The organism is Rhodococcus sp. GQ147 (genome assembly GCF_059759155.1).
This window is the reverse complement of sequence record NZ_JCAXDU010000010.1, coordinates 12,531-29,041: the sequence shown is the minus strand read 5'-3', so window position 1 is coordinate 29,041 and position 16,511 is coordinate 12,531. Positions and strand designations below refer to the sequence as shown.

The 16,511-nt window shown below is 67.8% G+C and carries 18 protein-coding genes; 11 read left to right on the top strand and 7 right to left on the bottom strand.

Annotated features, from left to right (window positions below; all coding sequences use genetic code 11):
- Positions 1-7: 7 nt before the first annotated feature.
- Positions 8-448: an SRPBCC family protein gene (locus tag AC6CID_RS13075; RefSeq protein ID WP_019288265.1), complete on the bottom strand. Its 441-nt coding sequence runs from the start codon at positions 446-448 to the stop codon at positions 8-10.
- A 150-nt stretch (positions 449-598) separates the two neighbouring features.
- Between AC6CID_RS13075 and AC6CID_RS13070 the strand changes: the two genes are divergently transcribed.
- The 5 genes from AC6CID_RS13070 to AC6CID_RS13050 all read left to right on the top strand — a co-directional run bounded on the left by AC6CID_RS13070 (position 599) and on the right by AC6CID_RS13050 (position 5,460).
- A complete protein-coding gene (locus AC6CID_RS13070; protein ID WP_006554686.1) occupies positions 599-1,726 on the top strand; it encodes an NDMA-dependent alcohol dehydrogenase in 1,128 nt (375 codons plus the stop codon).
- Between the two features lie 47 nt (positions 1,727-1,773).
- A complete protein-coding gene (locus AC6CID_RS13065) occupies positions 1,774-2,400 on the top strand; it encodes a TetR/AcrR family transcriptional regulator (protein WP_019288267.1) in 627 nt (208 codons plus the stop codon).
- Between the two features lie 92 nt (positions 2,401-2,492).
- A complete protein-coding gene (locus AC6CID_RS13060) occupies positions 2,493-3,704 on the top strand; it encodes an acyl-CoA dehydrogenase family protein (RefSeq protein ID WP_024102297.1) in 1,212 nt (403 codons plus the stop codon).
- Positions 3,701-4,729, top strand: a complete 1,029-nt coding sequence (locus AC6CID_RS13055; RefSeq protein WP_482127853.1) for a phosphotransferase family protein — start codon at positions 3,701-3,703, stop codon at positions 4,727-4,729. Before AC6CID_RS13060 ends, AC6CID_RS13055 begins: the two co-directional genes overlap by 4 nt.
- On the top strand, positions 4,726-5,460 hold the full coding sequence (locus AC6CID_RS13050) for an SDR family NAD(P)-dependent oxidoreductase (RefSeq protein ID WP_064060401.1): 735 nt from the start codon (positions 4,726-4,728) through the stop codon (positions 5,458-5,460). Before AC6CID_RS13055 ends, AC6CID_RS13050 begins: the two co-directional genes overlap by 4 nt.
- Positions 5,461-5,464: 4 nt before the next feature.
- On the opposite strand, the gene AC6CID_RS13045 is transcribed toward AC6CID_RS13050, so the two are convergent.
- Positions 5,465-6,844, bottom strand: a complete 1,380-nt coding sequence (locus tag AC6CID_RS13045) for a cytochrome P450 (protein WP_482127854.1) — start codon at positions 6,842-6,844, stop codon at positions 5,465-5,467.
- Between the two features lie 95 nt (positions 6,845-6,939).
- Between AC6CID_RS13045 and AC6CID_RS13040 the strand changes: the two genes are divergently transcribed.
- Positions 6,940-7,560, top strand: a complete 621-nt coding sequence (locus AC6CID_RS13040; RefSeq protein ID WP_006554893.1) for a TetR/AcrR family transcriptional regulator — start codon at positions 6,940-6,942, stop codon at positions 7,558-7,560.
- A gap of 41 nt (positions 7,561-7,601) precedes the next feature.
- Here the strand turns inward: AC6CID_RS13040 and AC6CID_RS13035 are convergent, their stop codons facing one another.
- Positions 7,602-8,324 carry a hypothetical protein gene (locus AC6CID_RS13035; RefSeq protein ID WP_039583725.1) on the bottom strand — a complete coding sequence of 241 codons (723 nt, stop codon included), beginning with the start codon at positions 8,322-8,324 and terminating at the stop codon, positions 7,602-7,604.
- Between the two features lie 108 nt (positions 8,325-8,432).
- On the opposite strand from AC6CID_RS13035, the gene AC6CID_RS13030 reads away from it, so the two are divergent.
- Genes AC6CID_RS13030 through AC6CID_RS13015 form a run of 4 tightly spaced genes read left to right on the top strand, consistent with a single transcriptional unit; the run spans position 8,433 to position 10,942 of the window.
- On the top strand, positions 8,433-8,963 hold the full coding sequence (locus tag AC6CID_RS13030; RefSeq protein WP_006554655.1) for a methylated-DNA--[protein]-cysteine S-methyltransferase: 531 nt from the start codon (positions 8,433-8,435) through the stop codon (positions 8,961-8,963).
- Positions 8,950-9,465 (top strand): RNA polymerase sigma factor, encoded by a 516-nt coding sequence (locus AC6CID_RS13025; protein WP_033097440.1) that lies wholly within the window; start codon positions 8,950-8,952, stop codon positions 9,463-9,465. The genes AC6CID_RS13030 and AC6CID_RS13025 overlap by 14 nt, the downstream gene beginning before the upstream one ends.
- On the top strand, positions 9,453-10,049 hold the full coding sequence (locus AC6CID_RS13020; RefSeq protein ID WP_006554657.1) for a methylated-DNA--[protein]-cysteine S-methyltransferase: 597 nt from the start codon (positions 9,453-9,455) through the stop codon (positions 10,047-10,049). Before AC6CID_RS13025 ends, AC6CID_RS13020 begins: the two co-directional genes overlap by 13 nt.
- Positions 10,046-10,942, top strand: a complete 897-nt coding sequence (locus tag AC6CID_RS13015) for a DNA-3-methyladenine glycosylase family protein (RefSeq protein ID WP_039583723.1) — start codon at positions 10,046-10,048, stop codon at positions 10,940-10,942. Before AC6CID_RS13020 ends, AC6CID_RS13015 begins: the two co-directional genes overlap by 4 nt.
- Here the strand turns inward: AC6CID_RS13015 and AC6CID_RS13010 are convergent.
- Together AC6CID_RS13010 and AC6CID_RS13005 are read right to left on the bottom strand one after the other, a co-directional pair.
- Positions 10,915-12,480: a bifunctional 3'-5' exonuclease/DNA polymerase gene (locus tag AC6CID_RS13010; protein WP_170318580.1), complete on the bottom strand. Its 1,566-nt coding sequence runs from the start codon at positions 12,478-12,480 to the stop codon at positions 10,915-10,917. The genes AC6CID_RS13015 and AC6CID_RS13010 overlap by 28 nt on opposite strands.
- A gap of 132 nt (positions 12,481-12,612) precedes the next feature.
- A complete protein-coding gene (locus AC6CID_RS13005; RefSeq protein ID WP_006554660.1) occupies positions 12,613-14,118 on the bottom strand; it encodes a YhgE/Pip domain-containing protein in 1,506 nt (501 codons plus the stop codon).
- A gap of 216 nt (positions 14,119-14,334) precedes the next feature.
- Between AC6CID_RS13005 and AC6CID_RS13000 the strand changes: the two genes are divergently transcribed.
- Entirely contained in the window at positions 14,335-14,739 is a 405-nt protein-coding gene (locus AC6CID_RS13000) for a hypothetical protein (RefSeq protein WP_039583720.1), read from the top strand.
- A 13-nt stretch (positions 14,740-14,752) separates the two neighbouring features.
- Here the strand turns inward: AC6CID_RS13000 and AC6CID_RS12995 are convergent, their stop codons facing one another.
- Positions 14,753-15,427 (bottom strand): response regulator transcription factor, encoded by a 675-nt coding sequence (locus tag AC6CID_RS12995; RefSeq protein WP_006554662.1) that lies wholly within the window; start codon positions 15,425-15,427, stop codon positions 14,753-14,755.
- Positions 15,415-16,506 (bottom strand): sensor histidine kinase, encoded by a 1,092-nt coding sequence (locus AC6CID_RS12990; protein WP_039583718.1) that lies wholly within the window; start codon positions 16,504-16,506, stop codon positions 15,415-15,417. Before AC6CID_RS12990 ends, AC6CID_RS12995 begins: the two co-directional genes overlap by 13 nt.
- Positions 16,507-16,511 lie beyond the last annotated feature (5 nt).

The following is a 16,511-nucleotide window of genomic DNA, read 5'->3' as shown; positions in this document are numbered from 1 at the left end:
TCCGGTCCTAGACGAGCTGACCGAGCCGCGTGCGCAACGCGTGCTCGGTCTGCCGGATCGCCGTTCCCACAATCGGTTCGATGAGCATGCCGAGTGTGCGGCCGGCGATCCCGCCGGGCAGTCGGTAGCCGAAGTCGACGTCGAGCCGCGTCGCGTCGCCGAGGTCCGTGAAGGTCCATGACGACGCGGCGCGGAATCCGGCGATCGAGTCGAGGACGATCACGCGATTGCGTTCCCATTCGACGACTTCCACGCGCGAGCCGAGATCCTTGGGGCCGATCCGCATGGTCGAGTCGTAGATGGCACCAAGGCCGGAGACCTGCTCGCTCACGGGTTGGAAGCGGGCCACCCCGAACATCCAGTCGGGGACGTTCCGGTAGTCGTCGACGTAGGTGAACGCGAGGTCGATAGGGATGTCTGCGACGGCGCTGTGGCGGACGTGAATCATGGCTGGAGCCCTTCACGAGAAGTTGTCTGTTACCGAATGTAGCGGGTAACTGCCCGCTATGGAAGGGGTCCGAACTCGTTGCTCTAACGTCCGATAAGTGTTTGAATGCCGTGACGCACATCACACACACTTTCGGTTCAGGAGGCTCGGGTGAAGACGAAGGCAGCAGTCGTCAAGGGAATCAACCAGCCGTGGGAGATCGAGGAGATCGATCTCGGCGATCCCGTCGCAGGTGAGGTGCAGATCCGCCTCGCGGCCTCGGGTCTGTGCCATTCCGACGAGCATCTGCGCTCGGGGGCGACACCGCTTCCGTCCTTCCCGGTCCTCGGTGGTCACGAGGGCGCGGGCGTGGTCACCAAGGTGGGTCCGGGAGTGCGGGGTCTCGAGGAGGGCGACCACGTCGTCCTCGCGTTCATCCCCGCCTGCGGCCGCTGTCGGGCCTGCGCCAAGGGCATGCAGAACATCTGCGACGAGGGTGCCGGCCTGCTCACCGGTCAGGCGATCTCCGACAAGACCTACCGCGCGACGCTGAACGGCGACCCGGTGCTGCAGATGTGCCTGCTCGGCACGTTCGCGCCGTACGTCACGGTCAACGAGGCGTCGGTCATCAAGATCGAGAAGGACATCCCGCTCGAGAAGGCGGCCCTGCTCGGGTGCGGTGTCGCGACCGGCTGGGGTTCGGCCACCGAGATCGGCGGCACCAAGCTCGGCGACACCGTGGTCGTCATCGGTGTCGGCGGTGTCGGCATCAACTCCGTCCAGGGAGCGGCGCACGCCGGGGCGCGGTTCGTCGTCGCGATCGACCCGGTCGAGTTCAAGCGGCAGAAGGCCAAGGAGTTCGGCGCGACGCATGTCTTCGCGTCGATCGAGGAGGCCGCACCGGTGATCGGTGAGATCACGTGGGGTCAGATGGCCAACGTCACCGTCATCACCGTCGGCGAGATCACCGGCGACATCATCGGCCCCGCACTGGGTCTCACCGCCAAGGGTGGCCAGGTCGTGGTCGTCGGCATGGGTCACGCCACCGACTCGCAGGTGACGATGAGCCTGTTCGAGCTGACGCTGCTGCAGAAGCGTCTGCAGGGGGCCATCTTCGGTGGCACCGGCCCGCGCTCGCAGATCCCCAAGTTGCTCGAGCTGTACCGGAACGGGCAGCTCGACCTCGACAACCTCGTCACCAAGACCTACAAGCTCGAGGACATCAACGAGGGCTACGCCGACATGCACGCCGGCAAGAACCTCCGCGGTCTCGTCCTCTACGGCGAGGACGACTACTGATCCTGTGAGCGCCGACGTCGCCGGAGCCGTCCCTTACGGTGTTGAGCATGGACACGCGTGAGGATTCGGTTTCCGGCGACGTCGGCTCTTGGCGGGACTACGGCCCGACCGACCTGCCGAAACCGCTCGCCGCTGCACTCGAGGCGTTCGCCGAACGCGGTTACGACGGCACGTCCATCCGCGAGGTTGCGTCGCGGTCCGGTCTGTCGGTGCCGGGTCTGTACCACCACTACCCCTCGAAGCAGGCGCTGCTCGTCTCGCTCACGACCACCGTGCTGCACGACCTGCTCGCCCGCAGCCGGCAGGCGATCGATGAAGCCGGACCCACCCCCTCCGAGAAGTTCGACGCCGTCGTCGAGTCGCTGCTGCGCTTCCATATGTTCCGCCGCGATCAGGCGTTCGTGGCGTCGACCGAGATGCGCAGCATGGAACCCGAGGCCCGCCGTGCATTCGTCGCCCTGCGCGACGAGCAGCAGTGCATGATCGACGAGATCGTCGAGGCCGGTGTCGCCGACGGCACCTTCTCCACGCCCTATCCGAAGGACGCCAGTCGCGCCGTGACGACGATGTGCGTCGCGGTGGCGAGCTGGTACCGGCCCGACGGTTCGTTGTCTCCCGACGAGATCGTGCACCGCTACCTGCAGGTCGCGCGGAACGCGGTCGGAGCGAAGTAGCCGACACCCCTTCCGGGCTTGACCCGATGGCGGGGATATGCCACCGTGAACTCGACCGAGCGATCGATCGGTCGGTACGGAAGGAGCTCAGCATGGCGGTCGACCTGTCCTACTCGGATCACGTCCGGGACCTCATCGCGCGGACCGAGCAGTTCATCCGCGACGAGGTGCTTCCCGTCGAGGACGCCCACGGTGGCGACATCACCGCGGCCGGTGGCGACGCGATCCGGGCGGATCTGCAGAAGGCCGCCAAGGCTGCCGGTGTCTTCGCTCCGCACGCGCCCGTCGAATACGGCGGCCACGGCCTGGACATGTCCGACCGCGCCCCGGTCTTCGAGGCGGCCGGCTACTCGCTCTTCGGTCCCACCGCGCTCAACATCGCCGCGCCCGACGAGGGCAACGTGCACATGCTCGCGCACATCGCGAGCGACGAGCAGAAGCAGCAGTTCCTCGCGCCCCTCGCCGCCGGCGACGTGCGCTCGGCCTTCGCGATGACCGAGCCCGCCCCCGGTGCCGGTGCCGATCCCAACGCTCTGAACACGCGCGCCGAGAAGGTCTCCGGTGGCTGGAAGATCAACGGCCGTAAGCACTTCATCACCGGTGCCGACGGCGCCGGATTCTTCATCATCATGGCCCGCACGTCCGGCGAGCCCGGACAGCGCGGTGGCGCCACCATGTTCCTCGCCCCCGCCGACACCGCGGGCCTGAAGGTCGGTCGCCACATCAACACCCTCGACCGCTCCATGATCGGTGGTCACTGCGAGGTCGACTTCGAGGACCTGTTCGTCCCCGACTCCGCCGTGCTCGGCGAGGTCGACCAGGGCTTCGCCTACGCGCAGGTGCGCCTCGGCCCCGCCCGCATGACGCACGTGATGCGCTGGCTCGGCGCCGCTCGCCGCGGTCACGACACCGCCGTCCGCTACGTCGCGGAGCGTGAAGGATTCGGCTCCCGCCTCGGCGATCTCGGCATGATCCAGAAGATGATCGCCGACAACGAGATCGACATCGCCGCGACCCGCGCGCTGCTCGTGCAGGCGTGTTGGGAACTCGACCAGGGTTCGCACGCCTCGAACGCCACGTCGATCGCCAAGACCTTCGCCGCCGAGGCGATCTTCCGCATCGTCGACCGTTCCGCTCAGATGTGCGGCGGTCTCGGTGTCTCCGAAGATCTTCCGATCGCACGCCTCACCCGCGAGGTCCGGCCGTTCCGCGTATACGACGGTCCGTCCGAGGTGCACCGCTGGGCCATCGCCAAGCGCGCCGTCGGTGCCGTTCGCAAGGCGGCCCGCGAGGCCGCGAAATGACCGCCGTACACGAGGGACTCGATCTTGCCGTTCTCGAGCGTTTCCTCGCCGATTGCGGTGTGACCGTTCAGGGTGAACTTCGGGCGGAGCTCATCTCGGGTGGCAAGTCCAATCTCACCTACGGGTTGCGCGACGAGAAATCCCACTGGGTGCTGCGTCGCCCCCCGACCACGGGCCTGACCCCGTCTGCGCACGACGTCGCCCGCGAGTTCCGCATCACGTCGGCGCTCAAGGGCACCGGTGTGCCGGTCGCGCCCACCGTCGCCCAGTGCGAGGACGATTCGGTGATGGGCGCACCGTTCACCGTCGTCGAGTTCGTCGACGGACGTGTGGTGCGCAGCAAGGCCGACCTGGATGCGCTCGGCGACGACGAGATCGACCGCTGCGTCGGTGAACTCGTGCGCATCATCGCCGAACTGCACAATGTCGACTTCGAGGCCGTCGGCCTCGGGGGACTGGGCCGGCCGGACGGCTACGTGACCCGGCAGGTGAAGCTGTGGGCGAGCCAGTGGGGCCGGGTGAAGACCCGGGAACTGCCGGATCTCGAACGGCTGCACGCCGCGCTCGCCGAGTCGATTCCGGAATCGCCCGCTCCGTCGATCGTCCACGGTGACTACCGTATCGACAACACCATCCTGGACCCGAACGACCCGGCACGCGTTGTCGCCGTGGTGGACTGGGAACTGTCCACCCTCGGCGACCCGCTCACCGATCTCGCCATGATGTGCGTGTACCGGCATCCGGCACTCGACGACATCCTGGGCTTCCCGGCGGCATGGTCGAGCGAACGACTGCCGGCGGCGGACGATCTGGTGCAGCGCTACGCCACGGCGTCGGGGCGCGACATCGCCAACTGGAACTTCTACATGGGTCTGGCCTACCTCAAGCTCGCCGTCATCGCGGAGGGTATCAACCATCGGTGGCGTGCCGGGGCGACCATCGGCGACGGTTTCGACCGCGCCGGTGAAGCCGTGCCCGACCTGGTGGCAGCAGGACTCGCAGCACTGAAGGGAGCCCACGCGTGACCAGCGCGCTCGTGACCGGAGCCTCGAGGGGTATCGGCCTCGGTATCGCAACCCGTCTCGCCGAACGCGGCTATTCACTGACGATCAGCGCCCGCGGGGCGGAACGCCTCGAGAGCGTCGCCGAGCGTCTGCGGGAGGCGGGTGCCAAGGAGGTACGCGCCGTCGCAGCCGATCTCGCTGATCCGGAAGCCACCGCACGTGTCGTGGAGACGCATCGCGAGGCGTTCGGTTCCATGAAGGCGCTGATCCTCAATGCCGGTGTCGGCACGGCAGGCTCGATCGCCGAGTTCCCGGCCCGACGGTTCGACAAGACGGTCGCCGTGAACCTCAACGCTCCGTTCGCGCTCATCCAGGCGTCGCTGCCGTTGCTGCGCGCCGAGGCGGAGAACGATCCGGCCCGCGGATCGAAGATCGTTGCGCTCTCGTCGATCACAGGTGTCTACGCCGAGGCCGGTCTCGCCGCCTATGGTGCGACGAAGGCCGCGTTGATCTCCCTGGTCGAGACGCTCAACGCCGAGGAGTCCGGCAACGGCATCTCCGCGTCGGCGCTCGCACCCGCATACGTCGACACCGACATGTCCGACTGGATCAAGGACAAGATTCCGGCCGAGTCCATGATCGAGGTGAACGACGTCGTCGAGATCGTCGACGCGCTGCTCAAGCTGTCGTCGCGGGCAGTGGTGCCCAAGCTCGTGCTCAGCCGCGCGGGCGCAGGTCTCTACACGGCCTGACTGTCTATACGGCCTGACGTTCGGGGTCGGTCGACCGCTGTTTCAGGTCGACCGGCTGGCCGTCGGACGGGAACGGCAGCGACGTGAAGTCGAGCGGGGCGACGTAGCCGGGGTCGACGTGCCAGTCGAAGCGCAGCAGCAGTTGGTGGACGATCGCTTTGACCTCGACCCCGGCGAAGTGCATGCCGAGGCATTTGTGCACGCCCCCACCGAACGGCTCCCACGCATAGCGGTGCACCTTGTCCTCGCGTCGATGGTCCGCGAAGCGTTCGGGATCGAAACGTTCGGGCTCCGGCCAGTATTCCGCCATGTGGTGCGTGAAGTGCGGTGCCACGGAGGCATACGTACCGGCCGGCACGAAATATCCCCGGACCTCGGTGTCGCGCACGGCCCGTCGCGCCAGGACGGGCACCGGCGAGACGAGGCGGAGGCATTCCTTCATCACCAGATCGAGACTGCCGAGCGCATCGAGGTCGGCGTGACTCGGTGCGGCGGTGCCCAGCGCGAGCGACTCGGCCCGGCACCGGTCCTGCCACTGCGGGTGTTGCCCGAGATACTGCATCATCGTGGAGATCGTGATGGTCGACGTGTCGTGCGCGGCCATCAGCAGGAAAATCATGTGATCGACGATCTCGTCGTCGCTGAACCGTTGTCCCGCTTCGGATTCGATGTGGCACAACACGGAGAAGAGGTCGTCCGTCTCGCGCGAGCGTCGTGCCGGTAGATAGTGCCGGAAGAAGTCCTCGAGCACTCGGCGTCCGTCGAGTCCGCGCTTCCACCGGGTGCCGGGGACGGGGTACCGGACGATCGAGGTCGCCGCCTGCACACAGTCGATGAATGCCTTCTTCACCGCTTCGATCTCGGCCGGTGTGGAGTCCTCGGCCCCGCCCATGAAGATGTCGGTGGCGAGATCGAGCGTGAGTGTCTTCAGCGCCGTGTATGCACGGAATCCGTCGGTGGGAACCCACCTGTCGAGCTTCTGGGTGATCGACGGATTCATGGCATCGACGGTCTTCTCGAGGCGTGATCGGGTGAACGCCTGCTGCATGATGCGGCGGTGCCGGAGATGTTCCTCCGAGTCGAGGAGCATGAGGCCACCGTGGAAGAACGGCCCGATCAGTGCCGACCAGCCGTCGCCGTTGGCGAAGGCCCGGTCCTTGTTCTGCAGCACCTCCTGGCAGGCGTCGGGTCCGAGAACCGAGATCCAGCGTCGACCGGCCGCAGAGAAACAGGATACCTCGCCGTATCGGTCCCAGTGCTTCTGCATCATCGCGAGTGGATCGCGGATGTATTCGAGGACGTGCCCGATACCGGGTATTCCCGATCGTCCCGGGACCGGGCGCAGATGGGAGTGGGCGGGGGGAGCCGCCAGGATCCGGGTCACGACGAACCTCCAGTTCTGCGGATATCTGACAGGAGACCCTGTCAGATTGGGGTGTAGTCTGCGTCACATCTGTCCGGTCTGTCAAGATCGGTCCCATGACTTCCCCCGCGCCCCGCCGCTATGCCGGTCTGAGCGGCGAACAGCGTGTCGCGCTGCGGCGCGAAGCCCTGCTCGAAGCAGGACTGGAACTGTTCGCGGCCTCGGGGAAGAGCGGCGCCACCATGACCGCCATGTGCGCCCACGCCAAGCTGACGGAGCGGTATTTCTACGAGAATTTCACCAGCAGGGACGATCTGCTGCAGCAGGTCCTCGACAAGATCGCCGACGAGGTGCGCGAGGCCGTACTCGCCGCGCTCCGCACCGGCACGGGCACACTCGAAGACCTCGTGCGGAACGCCATCGCGTCGTTCGTCGCGATCCTCACCGACGACCCGCGCAAGGGCCGGGTCTCACTCATCGAGTCCGCCGGCTTCGAACCCCTGCGCACCCACAGACGAGCGTCGCTACGGAGTTTCGCCCAGATGGTCGCCGACGAAGCGACCCGCATGTACGGCGACCGGGCGTGGCCGCCCGAACGGGGCGAGATCAACGGACTGCTGTTCGTCGGGGGTCTGGCCGAACTGGTCACCGCGTGGTTGAACGACGAGATCGCCATCTCGCCCGACGAGATCGTCGACGTGGCGACGCACCAGTTCCTCTCCACGGCCCATCAGTAGAGCCGTCCGGGGGCGGTCAATCATCACCGACCGCGGTGCGGTCAATCATCACCGTTGGTTTCCTTCTCCTCGCCGCGTCGGCGCAGGAAGTTGAACCCGGGCACGCCCACGATGGCCTGGCGGACGTCCTTGGCGACGAGGAGCAGTTCGTGGATCTCGGGGGAGACGGTGTCGAGTGTCGCCATGATGGGCAGGACCGCGTCGACCCGCTCGGTGATCTCGGGGAGCCGGTCGATGAGCTTGATCGCGGCGCGCAGTTCTTTTGGTGAGAACTCCTCGACGAACTGGGTGGCGAGGGGAGCGGCACGTTCGGCGAGGGGTTTGTAGGTCTCGAGCAGTTCCCCGGCGGCGTCGGAGCTGCGGCCGGCGGACTCGACGACGATCCGCGCGTCGGCCGCGACCACCGTCGCATCGCGCACGACCCCGCCCGTCGAGTCGATGATCTCCGTGGCGCGCGTGACCGCATCGGCGGCTTCCTCCACCACACCGATGGTCGAGGCGATCACCTGCGTGGCCTGCGCGACGGCCACCGACGCTCCCTCGACGATGTCGGTGGCGTCGGTGACCACGCTGTCGATGCGGCGGATCAGCGATTCGACCGAGTCGATGAGCGATTCGGCCTCCCTGAGCAGGCCTTCCACCCGCGTCGGGAGCGACAGTGCGAACTCGGCGGTCTCGCGGGTGCGTCCGAGCACGGTCCGGGTGACGTCGACGATGGAACCGGCGACCGAGACTCCGAGCGCGGGCACAGGCAGCGAGATCATGTCGTCATAGTGCAGTACGTCCGATCGTCGTGATCGCGGACCTCACATTTTCGGCGTCCCGTTCGTCTACCCGGTACAGAGCACACACCGGATGGAAGGATCGAGGCCGTGACCGCATTGCGCACCCACACCGTGATCGACACACCGATCGGCGAGTTGACGTTGGTGAACACCGACGGCGTCCTGAGCGGCGTGTACATGGCCGAGCATCACCCCGCGCCCGACCGCGCCGGTTTCGGCGAGCAGGTCACCGGGGGGTTCGACGAGGCGATCACCCAGTTCGATGAGTACTTCGCGGGTCGCCGTACCCGGTTCACTGTCCCCATCGCTCCCGTCGGCACCCCGTTCCAACGCGAGGTGTGGGAGGCGCTGATGACGATCGAGTACGGCACCACGCGCACCTACTCGGAGATTGCACTCGCCCTCGGCCGACCCACTGCGGTACGGGCGGTCGCTGCGGCCAATGCCCGCAACCCGCTCTGCATCATCGTGCCGTGCCATCGCGTCATCGGTAGCAGCGGCAAGCTCACCGGTTACGCCGGTGGTCTCGAGCGCAAACGCTTCCTGCTCGACCAGGAGGCACGGGTGCTGAGTTCCGCCGAGCCCGATGTCGCCGGCGATACCCATGTCCCTGCCTGATCACCTACCGCGGGCGAGCCTGCCTCCTTTCGAGGAGGTGGTCACCCGCCACGGCGCGACGGTCCTCCGGGTCTGCCGCGCACTGCTCGGACCGGTCGACGCCGACGACGCCTGGTCCGAGACCTTCCTCGCGGCGTTGCGCGCCTATCCCGACCTGCCACCGGGCAGCAACATCGAAGCGTGGCTCGTGACCATCGCGCACCGCAAGGCCGTCGACATCCACCGGGTGCGCGGGCGGACGCCGGTGCCCACCGAGAACCTCCCCGAACCCGCGTCGGCCACGGGAAACCCCGGTGAGGGCGACGACGAACTGTGGAGCGCGGTCGCCGAACTTCCCTTCACGCAGCGTGCGGCGCTGGTCTACCACTACGTCGGAGGCCTGCCCTATGCGGAGATAGGCACGATCCTCGGCAACAGCCCGGCCGCGGCACGTCGCGCGGCGGCCGACGGTCGGGCTGCGTTGCGTCGTCGGATCGAACACGGAACAGGATGTCGCTCATGAACTTTCCACAACCCTCGGTCGGATCGGCCGATCTCGCGTGGTTGCGGGAGAAGCTCGTACTCGACGCCGAGGCGGCCGGGTTGCTCGATGTCGCGTTCCGCGTCGTCGACACCCCCGTCGGTCCGCTCCTGCTGGCCACCACCCCCGTCGGACTCGTGCGGGTCGCCTACGTCGCCGACGGATCCGACGCCGTGCTCGACGAACTCTCCCGCCGGATCAGCCCGCGCGTGCTCGACGCGCCGCGGCGACTCGACCCGGTGGTCCGGCAACTCGACGAGTACTTCGCCGGTACGAGGACACATTTCGACGTTCCGCTCGATCTGCGTCTCGCCGACGGATTCCGTCGTGAAGTGATCACGCGTCTGCCCGAGATCGAATACGGGCGCACGGCGAGCTATGCCGAGATCGCCGCCGCGGCCGGGAGCCCGCGCGCGGTGCGGGCGGTCGGTACGGCGTGCGCGAAGAACCCGCTGCCCGTGGTGGTGCCGTGCCATCGGGTGGTGCGCAGCGACGGCAGCATGGGGCAGTACGTCGGGGGAGTCGAGGCGAAGAGGGCGCTGCTGCAACTCGAGTCGGTGGCATGATCACCACCCTCCGGATCCCGGTGGCCGAACCCGTTGCGGTGGGGCCGATGCTCGCGTCGCTGCGAAGCCACACCGTCCCCGGCTACGAACACCACAACAGCGCTACCGGCACCCATCACCGCGCGATCCGCACGAACGGCGGCGCCGCGCACGTCGCCGTCCGCTTCGCCGACCCTGCGACACCCGACGACGGGAGACACGGGGATGTGCGACATCTCGAGGTTCATGTCGAGACCGCAGGTCGCGCGGATGTCGAGGAGATCGAAGAGAGGGTCCGGAAGTGGCTCGATCTCGGCGTCGACCCGTCCGTCGTGGATGCGGCATTCGAGCCCGATCCCGTGCTCGGGCCTCTTGTGCAGACCCACCCCGGTCTGCGCGTGCTCGGCACCACCGACTGGTTCGCCACCGCCGTGTCGACAGTGCTCGGGCAGCAGGTGAGTGTCGCTGCGGCATGCACATTCGCAGGACGACTCGTCGCAGCCTTCGGCGACGGTGCACCCGGTGGGTTGCGATGCTTCCCTACGCCGCACCGACTCGCGACGGTCGAGCAGAGCGAGCTGCGTGCCGTCATCGGCACGACGCAGTCGCGCGCCCGCACCGTCGCCGAACTGGCCCGGGTCGCAGCCGACGGGGTGGCGCCGGAGCATCTGTCGTTCGCGGCAGACCTTCTCGCGCTTCCCGGGATCGGACCGTGGACCGTCGACTATCTCGCTCTACGACTCGGCGACCGCGACGCGTATCCGTCCGGCGACCTCGTTCTCCGACGAGCCCTGCAGGTGGAGAGTGCGCGCGAAGCCGCCGAGCGCGCCGAACAATGGCGGCCGTGGCGGGCCTACGCCGTCATGCATCTGTGGACACACGCCACCTACTCGCCGCCCGCATCCTCGGCGTAGACGCTGCGCACGGCGGTGTCCATCGGGAAACGAACCTGCGTGTCGCCGAACATCAGGCGCGTCGCCACCTCGACCGACGCCGTGATGTGCGACGACGCGAGTTCCGGGTTGCCGGTGTGCACCACCACCTCGTCGTGCTGGAAGAACACGAGATCGCCGGCCGTCGGGTCGGGATCGGTGGTCAGCCGCCGTCGCAGTTCCGCAAGCACGCACAGCGCCCACTCGGCCGCGGTGGCCTGCACGACGAAGTTCCGCGTGAACCGGCCCCGCGCATGCGCATCACCGTGGGAGTGGAAGCCTTCCGGAGCGGGTGGGCACGCACGGCCCAGCCACGAATGCACCACCTCGCCACGTTCACCCGCACGGGCGGCACGTTCGACGAAGTCGACGGCGGTCGGGAAGCTGCGACGCAGCACCGTCAGCAGGGCACGCGCGTCGCCCGACGTGGCGCCGTACAGAACACCGAGCACCGCGACCTTCGCCTTCGCGCGGTCGCCGCCGAAGGACGCCGCGGCGACCGGGGCGTACAGATCGTCCGAACCGGCAGCCGCGACCATGCGCCGATCGCCCGACATCGCCGCCAGGATGCGCGGTTCGAGCTGGCCCGCGTCGGCGACGACGAACGACCGCCCCGGGTCGGCGATCACGCTCGACCGCAGCGCCTTGGGGATCTGCAGAGCGCCACCGCCGCGACTCGCCCACCGGCCCGATACGACCGCGCCGGGAACATAGACCGGACGGAACCGGTCGTCGCGGACCCAGGTGTCGAGCCAGTGCCAGCCGTTCGTGCTGTACAACTTCGACAGCTCGCGGTGCCGCAGCAACAGAGGCACCGCGGGATGGTCGATCCGCTGCAGCACATGCTTGCGGGTCGACTCGACGGTGATGCCCTCGCGACGGAACGCCTCGAGCACCTCGCTGTGGGAGGCGGGATTCACGGGGCGGCCGAAGACCGCGCTGACCTCCTCGACCACTTCGGCGATACGGCTCGGCAGGTCGTAGCCGGTCGGGCGCGGCCCGAGGGTGTCCTCGAGGAGGCGACGATGCGCTTGCGCCGAGAACGGCAACCCGTCGAAACCCATCTCGGCCGCTGCGAGAGCGCCGGCCGATTCGGCGGCGGTGAGCAACTCGAGGCGGGCGTCGCCGGAGATGCGGCGACGTTGCTCGGCGAACTGCTCGACCACCGCCTCGACGTCGATCGCGGGAGCCGCATCGAAGAGGCCGGGCCGCTCGTCGACCGGCTCCTCCGCAGTGGGCGGGGGTAGGCCCTCGCGTACGGCAAGGATGGCGCCGGTGGTGGCGAGATCGTGGCATCGCTGCACCCGAACATCGGCGCGGAGCAGCTCGGGATAGACCGATGCCGTCGAGGTCCACACCCAACGCGGTCGCGATTCGGCTTCGATCGCAGCGACTGCATCCGCGAATCCGGGGTACTCCCGCACCGAGCTGAGCGGCGCACCGAATGCGTCGACCTCGACGATGCTTGCACCGCGACGGCCCCGGCCGTCCGCAGGATGAGGAACGACGACCGTGCGCACCCATACAGTGTGCTCCATCACGGCGACAGACCCCGACGCGCGGTGACCCCCCGATTCACCCTCGAATTCACCCGTATCGAGAGCGATCCCCGCGAGAACCGCCACTACCGTGGTAGTGGAGGGACTCCGCCGCTACCCCCGACGCGCGGCGGGGTCCCCCATTTCGTTCGTGGGCCCGTCGCTTTCGCCTGCATGCTCGGAGCTGCCGGAGGATTCGCCCGTATCGTCACGATCGTCCTCACCGGCGTCCACGCTGTCGTTCGAACGAACCGTGTCGGTCGCGACCGCAGAATCCCGAACCTGCTGTCGCGACGGCCGCCAGGGCAGACGCACGGGTGCGTCCGCGGCCCGGTGGAAACCGACACGGTCGTAGATCCACGTCACCAGGGCGCCGACGACGAGACCGAACACGACGCCGACGATCGTCATCGTCACGCCGTGGCCGAGCCCGGCGTCGGGTCGTCCGTCGAAGTAGAGGATGGACCGCACCGCGAGATAGATCTGGTGCATCGGCTCGAAGGTCGACAACCATTCGAACATCCGCGGGGTGGCCTCGATCGGAATGGTGCCACCGGACGACGGCAGGCCGAGCACGATGAACACGATCAGGTTCACCAGCAGGCCCGCCGCGCCGAAAATCGACATCACCGCGAGGGACGTGATGCCCACGGCCGAGATCGCGAGCGCCCCGTACTCCCACAGCAGCAGCGCGCGCGGCGCCGGCATGCCGAGTGCGGTGGCGATCCACACATACAACGCCGAGACGATCAACGACATGACCACCGTGATGCCCCACTTGAGTGCCAGCACCTGCAGGCGCGACATCCGGGTGGTCTCCCGCGCGATGTAGAGGGGGCCGTATTCGGTGGGCACGAAACCGAGGGCGCTGTCGACGACCGCGTTGATGATCGTGGCGCCGGTGAAGCCGGCCAGGATCAGCAGCAGGGTGTAGAAGAAGGCGGACAGGCCGGCGCCCGTCCCGTCGGGCAGCGGCTTGTGCTCGACGGTGAGTGCATCGATCGGCTGGGTCAGGACGAGGCTGGAAGCTCCGGACAATTGCAGGTCGGGTGCCGACTCTGCGAGCGTCGCGGTGACGGTCTCGGTCAGCTGCTGCCCGACCGTGTCGTTCACCTGGGTCAGCGCGCGGTCGCCGATCGTCGTGACGATGCCCGTCGCGAACGCGCCCGTCCGGGGATTCGTGTAGAGGGTGATGATCGGCTTCTCGATGTCACCGGGAACGACCGAGGCCTGCGCGAGGATCGAGATGCGTTTGGTGAAGTCGCTCGGGATGACGATCGCGCCGTACAGGCTGCCGTCGTCGAGGCCCTGGTTGGCGGCCGAGATTCCCATCCGTCGGAGGTCGATCTCCTCGGGATCGATGCCGTCGAGGATGCCCTCGGTGATCTGGTCGCCGAAGTTCTGTCGCTCGTCCGATCCGGGCAGCACATCGCCGACGTCCTGATTGACGATGGCCATCGGGAACTGTCTCAGGTTCTCGCTCGGATCGAGGAGTGCGCCGAGATAGAAGTAGGCCAGGGCACTCATCATCGCTGCGACGACAGCGAAGGGCGCGAGCCAGAAGCGCGGGCTGCGAAGGGTGCCGTGGTGCGGATCGGTGGTCGACTGGGTTGAACTCACCTATCAATTGTGCACACAGATGTGTGCTCTTGGAGGGCTCGAGTGCTCGAATGCACGCGAGGTCGGGTTGCGTGATCTGTCACTCGAAGGCGTCCTCCCCGCCCGAATTGCCGGAAAGCGTCGGAGATCGACAATCTCGGTTTGTCGTATCGGACCCCGCGGTCCGTGTTTCGATGTGGTCGACGGACGGATCCGACAGAATGGGCGGAGGGAACGATGGCGAACGGATTTCGGCGGGTACTGCGAGCGGGAGCGGTCGCCGCAGTGGCAGGAGGGATCGTCCTCGGCGGCGCCGGCATCGCGGCGGCGCAGGACGAGTGGCCGGTCCAGCAACCGAACAGTCCGATCTACGTGTACGACGTGGACCCCGCCAACTGGCTCACGCCGGACGAGCTTGCCTACTGGAATCCGCTGGTGAACGAGCCGCGGCTGACCTCGGCCTTCGGCACGAACACCCGCATCGTATGTCAGGGCTTCCACGGCGTGACGACCGATTGCTGGCAGGCCGACCTCGAAGGCCGTCCACATAAGCTTCAGCGTCTGCCCGCGAACCTTCCGAATGTGACGGGGTCGAGCGCACCCGGCGGAGGCGTCGGGCACTTCGTGTATCCGCTCTTCTGATCCGTACGGGGCGTCAGCGGTCGTCCCGTGAGCTCGGGGTGCCTGTGCTCTCGAGATAGAGGAGAACCGCCCGTACCCGCCGACTACGGTCGGCCTCGCGCGGCAGGTCGAGCTTCACGAAGATCGAATTGACGTGCTTCTCGACGGCGCTGACCGACATGGTCAGACGATCGGCGATGCCGGTGTTCGTCAGCCCCTGGGCGAGGGCCTCGAGCACCTCGCGTTCGCGTTCGGTGAGGGTGGCGACAGGGTCGGTGCGGCGGGTGCTCGCGAACAGTTGCCGCACCACCTCGGGATCGAAGGCCGTCCCGCCCGCGGCCACACGTTCCAGGTCGGTGAGGAACGCCCCCACGTCCGACACGCGATCCTTGAGCAGATAGCCCACGCCACCCCAGCCGTTCGTGAGCAGGCCGGTCGCGTTCCGGTGCTCGACGTACTGCGACAGCACGAGCACAGCGACCTGCGGGTGCTCCTCCTTGATGCACCGCGCCGCGTCGATGCCCTCCGTCGAGTAGGTCGGTGGCATACGCACGTCGAGCAACACGAGGTCGGGCACCTCGCGCTCGACGACGTGACGCAGCTCGACGGCGTTGCCCACACCGGCAACCACCTCGTGGCCTTCGTCCGCGAGCAACCGGGACAGGCCCTCGCGAAGAAGGGTCGAATCCTCGGCTATCACGATGCGCACGGGATCCTCGCTTCCACGACGGTCGGCCCTCCGCGGGGGCTGTGTACGGAGAACTGCCCGTCCAGCGCGGCGACACGGCGCGCGAGACCTGTCAGCCCGGAGCCCGTCATCTCGGCCCCGCCACATCCGTCGTCGACGACCGTGACCGTGACGACGTGACCGTCCGCCGCGACGGTCACCGACACGTTGTCGGCGCCGGAGTGCTTCGTCGAGTTCGTGACCCCTTCCGCGGCAACGTAGTACGCGGCTGCCGCGACATCGTGTGGTGGTTCCGGGTCGATCGACAGATCCAGGTCGACGGGGAGGAAGGTGTGCGCGGACAACCCTTCCAGCGCCGCGGCGATTCCGTGCTTGTCGAGCGCGGCCGGGTATATCCGCCACGCCACGTCGCGCAGTTCGGTGAGCAACGCCTGCGCCTGGGCGACGGCGTTGTCGAGGTCGGCGACGAGGTTCCCGCCGCCGCGTTCGGCGGTGCGACGCGCGCGACCGACGTCGAGTGCGAGCGCGACGGCCCGCTGCTGGACGTCGTCGTGCAGGGCGCGTTCGATCCGCCGGCGTTCGTCGTCGATGGCGGTGACGACGTCGGCGCGGGTGCGCTGCAGGTCGCGGAGGCGATGCTGCGTGGCATCGTCGCCGAGCAACCGCAGGGCTGTGCGGACGTCCCACTGGCCCACGATCATCGCCATCCGGACGGAGAGATAGATCATCACGGCGGCGACGAGGAGCGAGACGAGACCGTCGGCGACGGAGATGCGACCGCCTGCCAGCAGGACGAACGCCCAGCCCCCGTAGCCGGTCGCGGAGATCAGGACGAGCAGGACGACGAGGCCGACGAGCGGACCGTAGGCCAGGCGGACGAGGAAATATCCGGTCGGCTCGCGATCCGGAAGATCCCGGACCGCCTCGGCGTCGAACCATCGCACGAGACGAATACGGTCGCGTTCGGCCGCGCGACCCGGTCCGTCGGTGGTACGGCGAGCCGATGCCGCCACACCCGTCACCGCGGTGACGATCCCGAGCAGAAGCCCGACGACGGCGCGGACCGAGGTCCCGAGTGAGCGCCGAAGGTGATCGATCACGGACC